At 75.2% G+C, this 5,836-nt stretch carries 4 protein-coding genes; all 4 read left to right on the forward strand.

The window, feature by feature from the left end; translation table 11 throughout:
• On the forward strand, positions 1 to 1,288 hold a 1,288-nt coding region (locus DZF91_RS29365; protein WP_147341440.1), incomplete at its 5' end, for a TldD/PmbA family protein.
• A 94-nt stretch (positions 1,289 to 1,382) separates the two neighbouring features.
• On the forward strand, positions 1,383 to 2,858 hold the full coding sequence (locus tag DZF91_RS29370; RefSeq protein WP_117360357.1) for a metallopeptidase TldD-related protein: 1,476 nt from the start codon (positions 1,383 to 1,385) through the stop codon (positions 2,856 to 2,858).
• A gap of 61 nt (positions 2,859 to 2,919) precedes the next feature.
• Positions 2,920 to 4,317, forward strand: a complete 1,398-nt coding sequence (locus DZF91_RS29375; protein ID WP_117360358.1) for an aminotransferase class V-fold PLP-dependent enzyme — start codon at positions 2,920 to 2,922, stop codon at positions 4,315 to 4,317.
• On the forward strand, positions 4,314 to 5,717 hold the full coding sequence (locus tag DZF91_RS29380) for a DUF885 domain-containing protein (RefSeq protein WP_199486970.1): 1,404 nt from the start codon (positions 4,314 to 4,316) through the stop codon (positions 5,715 to 5,717). Before DZF91_RS29375 ends, DZF91_RS29380 begins: the two co-directional genes overlap by 4 nt.
• Positions 5,718 to 5,836: the final 119 nt, after the last annotated feature.

Below are 5,836 nucleotides of genomic sequence, written 5' to 3' on the forward strand. Positions count from 1 at the left end.
CTTCGCGGGTGTGGCGGGGCCGTCCCCGCGGACGGCGGTGGCGGCGGCCGAGCGCGCCGTCGCCGTGGCGCGGGCCTGCCGGGCGGCCGGGGGCGAGCGCGTCGAGCCGGTGGACGAGCCGGTGCACTCCGGTGCGGTATGGAACTCGGGGCACCGGATCGACCCGTTCGCCGTCCCGCGCGGCGAGTGGACGGCGCCGCTGGCGGCCTGGAGCCGCGAGCTGCTGGCCGCGCCCGAGGTCGCGCACGTCCACGGCAAGCTGAAGGTCGCCGACGAGACCACCTTCTACGCCGATCTCGCGGGCACGACGGTGCTCCAGCACCGGCTCCGGATCCACCCGCAGCTGCTGGCGGTCGGCGTGGACGACCGGACGGGCGCCGTGGCCACCCTGCGGACGCTCGGCCCGCCCACCGCGCGCGGCCTGGAGTACCTGGCGGGCGAGGGCTGGGACTGGGCCGGCGAGGTCGCCGCGATCCCCGCCCACCTGGGCGGGAAGCTGGCGGCGCCGCCGGTCGAGCCGGGGCGCTACGACCTGGTGGTCGAGCCGTCCAACCTGTGGCTGACGCTGCACGAGACAGTCGGCCACGCGACCGAGCTCGACCGCGCGCTCGGCCACGAGGCCGGGTACGCGGGCACGACGTTCGCCACTCCGGACGGGCTCGGACGGCTGCGGTACGGCGCGGAGCTGATGACCGTGGTCGCCGACCGCACCACCCCGCACGCGCTGGCGACCACCGGCTACGACCACGAGGGCGTCGCCGCCACCTCGTGGGACCTGGTCACCGGCGGAGTGCTGACCGGTTTCCAGACCGACCGGGCGACCGCGCGGGCCGTCGGCGCGGAGCGCTCGACCGGCTGCGCGTACGCCGAGTCGGGTCTGCGGGCCCCGCTGGCGCGGATGCCCAACGTGTCGCTGCGGCCGGCTCCGGGCGGGCCGTCCACGGCCGACCTGGTGGCGGGCGTGGCCCGGGGGTTGCTGGTGGCCGGCTCGGACGGCTGGACGATCGACGGCCGGCGGCGGCACTTCCGGTTCACGGCGCAGCGCTGCCATCTGATCCGGGACGGACGGGTCGTCGGGCAGGTCCGGGACGCCGCCTACCAGGGCGAGACGACCGGGTTCTGGGGATCGCTGCGGGCGCTGGGCGGGCCCGAGGACTACCGCGTGTTCGGCGCCGACCTGTGCGGCAAGGGGCAGCCGGTCCAGGCGTCCGCCGCGAGCCACGGCGCGCCGCCCGCGCTGTTCGCCGGGGTCGAGGTCGTCAACGCCGCACGGGAGGCGGGGGCATGAGGCACGTGGGGGCGCACGAGCAGGCGGCAGGCGACAGGCCGGGACACATGAGCACGCAGGAAGGCTGGGGCGTCAGCACGCGGGAGGCCGGGGCATGAGCGGGTGGGACGCCGCGGAGAGCGCGGCCGAGCGGGCGCTGGCGGCGAGCCGCGCGGACGGCTGCGCGGTGATCGTGGACGGGGAGGAGACGGCCCAGGTGCGCTGGGCCGAGAACGCGGTGACGACGGCCGGCCTCGTCCGCGACCAGCGGATCACGGTCGTCGCGTTCGCGGCGGGCCGCCAGGGCACGGCGACCGCCGCCGTGACCCGCCACGGAGATCCCGCCGACGACGTCGCCCGTCTCGTCGCGGAGGCCGAACGCGCGGCACGCGAGTCCCCCGCCTCACCGGACGCCATGCCCTTGCTCGCTCCGGACGAGACCAGAGGCGACAGCGGTCGCGCGTCCGGCAGCGAGATGGCGGCCGATTCGTGCGAGCAGGACGGCGGCGCGGCGTGGCTGACCGCGTTCGGCGGCGGGCTGAAGGCGGCCGTCGCGCGGGCCCGCGAAGACCGGCATGTGCTCTTCGGCTATGCCGAACACGCCGTCCGGACCACGTACCTGGCCACCTCGACGGGCGTGAGGGCGAGGCACAGGTGGCGCGACGGACTGATCGACCTCACCGCGCGGGACGCCCGGGACGAGCGGGCCTCGGCCTGGGGCGGGATCCCACTGCCGAGCACGGGGCCGTTCGACGCGACGGCCGCGCTGGCGTGCCTGCGGGCGGAGCTGGCGGAACGCGTCCGCTGGGCGGGCAGGCGGGCCGCACTCCCGCCGAAGGCCCGGGGTTCGCGGGGCGGACTCGAGGTGCTGTTCTCGCCGTCCTGCGTCGCCGACCTGCTGCTTTATCTGTACGAGGCGCTGGACGCGCGTGACGCGCTGGAGGGTGCGTCGCCGTTCGCCACCCCCGACGGGATGCCGAGGATCGGCGAGCGGCTGGCCGCGCCCGGCCTCACGCTGCGCAGTGATCCGGCGATGCCCGGCCTGGAGTGCGCGCCGTTCGCGGTGGCCCGCGCGCCCGGTGGCACGGTCTCGGTCTTCGACAACGGGTTCCCCCTGGAACCCACCCGCTGGCTGGACGACGGGGCCCTGACCGCGCTCGTCCAGACGCGGCACTCGGCCAAGGCGAGCGGCCTGCCGGTGACGCCGAGGATCGGCAACCTCCGTCTGGAAGGCCCCAGCGGGTCCGACGGCGCCGAAGGTTCGTCCGGGGGGCGAACGCTTCGGGCGATGGTGGCGGACACCGAGCGCGGGCTGCTGGTGAACAGCCTCTGGTACCTGCGTCCGACCGATCCGCGGACGCTCGCGCTGACCGGCTCCACCCGGGACGGGGTCTACCTGGTCGAGCGCGGCGAGGTCGTCGGAGCGCTCGACGACTTCAGATTCAGCGAGCAGGTCGTCCCGCTGCTGGCCCGCGTCACCGAGGTCGGACGAGCACTCCCCGCACTGGCCCGGGAATGGGATGACACGCTTTCGCGGACCGCCGTCCCACCCCTGCGCGTCGAGGGCGTCACCGCTTACAACACTAGATAATTTTAAAGTGAAATTGTAGAGTGCGGGAACAGCCGTGACCGTGTCCCGAGGGAGGCTTCTCGTGGAGGACAAGGGAACCGAGTCGGCGATCGTGGCGATGGCGCGCCGCCGCACCGAGGGCGAGACGGGGGCGTCCGCGGCGCCGCCGAGCGCCCCCCGCGAATGGGCCGACCGGGTGCCCACCGGCCGGCTGGACGATCCGGCCGTCCACGCCCGGCTCCGGCGGCTCTTCCCCCTCACCCCCGACCTCGTCCACCTGAACGTCGGGACGCTCGGCTCCACGCCGTACCCGGTGCTGGACCTCCTGCGCGCCGCCGACGCCGAGTACGCCCGCTACCCCCGCGACCCGTACCCGCCGACCACGCTCACCGAGCCGCGCGCGACGCTGGCCCGCTGCTACGGATGCGACCCCGACGAGATCGCGATCGTGCAGGGCGCCACCGACGGCAACGCCCGCATCCTCAACGGCCTGGACCTGGACGAGGGCGACGAGGTCGTCACGACCACGCACGAGTGCTACACGATGCAGGCCCCGCTGAACCTGCTGCGCAACCGGCGCGGGATCGAGGTCACCAAGCTCACCCCCCGGCTCGGCCCGCACCAGACGGCCGAGGAGATCGTGGAGATGTTCGCCGCCGCGATCACCCCGCGCACCCGGGTGCTGGAGTGGGCGGCGGTGACCTTCACCGTCGGCACCACCATGCCGACCCGGATGCTCGCCGAGCTGGCGCACGAGCACGGCCTCACCACCGTCGTGGACGGCGCGCACCTGCCCGGCCAGTTCGACATGGACCTGCACGGGCTGGGCGTCGACTTCGTCAGCGGGTCCGGCGCGAAGTACCAGTGCGGGCCGATGGGCACCGGCATCCTGTACGCGCGCAACAAGGTGCTGCCGGAGCACAACCCGCTGCCGCTGCCGGGCTTCTGGCCGGTGATCTCGCTCTGGTACCCCATCGAGGGAGAACTGCCGCCGCGCGCGACCGGTCGCGAGGCGTCCTACGACATCGGCACGTTCCTGCAGAAGACCGGCTCGGCGGACCTGTCGCGCGGGCCGGCGCTGCAGACGGCGGCGGAGATCTGGGAGCACATCGGCCGCGCCGAGATCCAGCGGTACGTGCACGGGCTCTGCGACCACCTCAAGGAGCGGATCGCCGAGCACTGGGGCGAGGACTCGTTCTTCAGCCCGCTGCACGACCGGCGGCTGCACTCCGGGATGGTCGCGTTCCAGCCGTTCCGCGACCCCGACCACGCCGTGGACCCGCGCAGGTTCATGGAGTTCGAGGAGCGGATGGAGAGCGAGCACGGCGTCAACCTGCGGTTCACGTTCTTCCCCGTCCGGGACGCGGCGTCCGAGCGGTACGCGATCCGGCTCGCGCCGCACCTGTACAACGACCGCGACGAGCTGGACCGCACGGTCGACGCGATGCTCAAGCTGACCGAAGAGATGGACCGGCGGTGACGGCCGCCTCCCGCGACACCCGCTCAGCGCGGGCTTCCGGGCCCGGCGGGACCGGGACCGGAGCGATCACCGAGGCGGCGGCCGAGCCGGCGGCGCGTGCCGAGCCCGCAGGAGATGACGAGCCGGACGTGCCGGTGCCGCCGGTCGTGTCCGGCTACCTGGCGCTCGGGCTGCGGCTCGGGCGGCTGGTGGACGGGTTCGTGGACTGCTGGTTCGGCGACCGCGCCTTCGCCGCGCGGATCGCCGCGGAGCCCGTCCCCGTCCCGGCCGACCTCGCCGCCGACGCGGGACGGCTGCTGAGCGAGCTGCCCGACAGCGGGCTGCCCGAGCCGCGCCGGGCGTTCCTGGCGGCGCAACTACGGGCGCTGGAGTGCGTCGCGCGGCGGCTGGACGGCCGTCCCCTGGGGTTCCTGGCGGAGGTCCGGGCGTACTTCGAGATGGACATCGAGCCGGTGCCGACCGACCGGTACGCGGCCGTCCACGCCATGATCGACGACCTGCTGCCGGGGACGGGCGGGCCGCGCGCGAAACTGGCCGCCTTCCGCGAGCGCGACCGGCTCGACCCGGACGCGCTGGGCCGCGCCGTCCGGGCGCTGTCGGAGGCGCTGCGCGGGCGGACCGCCGAGCGGTTCGGGCTGCCGTCCGGCGAGAGCGTCGAGTACGAGGTGGTCCGGGACCGGCCGTGGAACGCCTTCAACCGCTACTGGGGCGGCTACCGGTCGCTCGTGACGGTCAACGCGGACGCGGGCCACGGCATGTCGGCGCTCCCCCACCTGGCGACGCACGAGTGCTACCCCGGGCACCACACCGAACGCTGCCTCAAGGAGGCCCTGCTCGTGCGCGCGCAGGGGCAGGCCGAGCAGTCCATCGCCCTGGTGAACACCCCGCAGTGCCTCGTCTCGGAGGGCATGGGCGAGGCGGCGCTGGAGGCCGCGCTGGGCGACGGCTGGGGGCCGTGGACCGCCGAGGTGCTGGCCGCCGAGGGCCTGCGCCTGGACGGAGAGCTGGCCGAGCGCCTGCTGCCGCTGACCGCGCGCCTGCTGTCGGCGCGGCAGGACGCCGCGATCATGCTCCACGACCGGCGCGCCGACCCCGAGACGGCCGTCGCGTACCTGCGCCGCTGGATGCTCGTGGACGAGGCCCGGGCCCGGCACATGGTCCGGTTCCTGACCGACCCGCTGTGGCGCGCCTACACCGTCACCTACATCGCCGGCTCGGCGCTCGTCCGCGCATGGGTGCGGGCGGGCCGGGACGAGTCGCCCGCGGACCGGTACCGGCGGCTGCTGACCGAGCCCCTGCTGCCCTCGACCCTCACGGCCGATCTCGCCGCCGCGCACGCGGAAGGCGCGCCCCGGCACGAAGCCGACTCGCCGCAGGAGCCGCCGCGGGGAGCCGTATGACGACGTCGCCGCGCGACCGGCCCGCCGTGCTCGGCGACGACGCCACCGGCTGGACGTGCCGGGTCGTCGGGCCGGAGCCGCCGCACGCCCGGCTCGCGCGGTCGGCGCTGTGCCCGGGC

Origin of the sequence: Actinomadura logoneensis, assembly GCF_003428695.1 — a bacterium.
In the GTDB taxonomy this organism is placed as follows: Bacteria; Actinomycetota; Actinomycetes; order Streptosporangiales; family Streptosporangiaceae; genus Spirillospora; species Spirillospora logoneensis.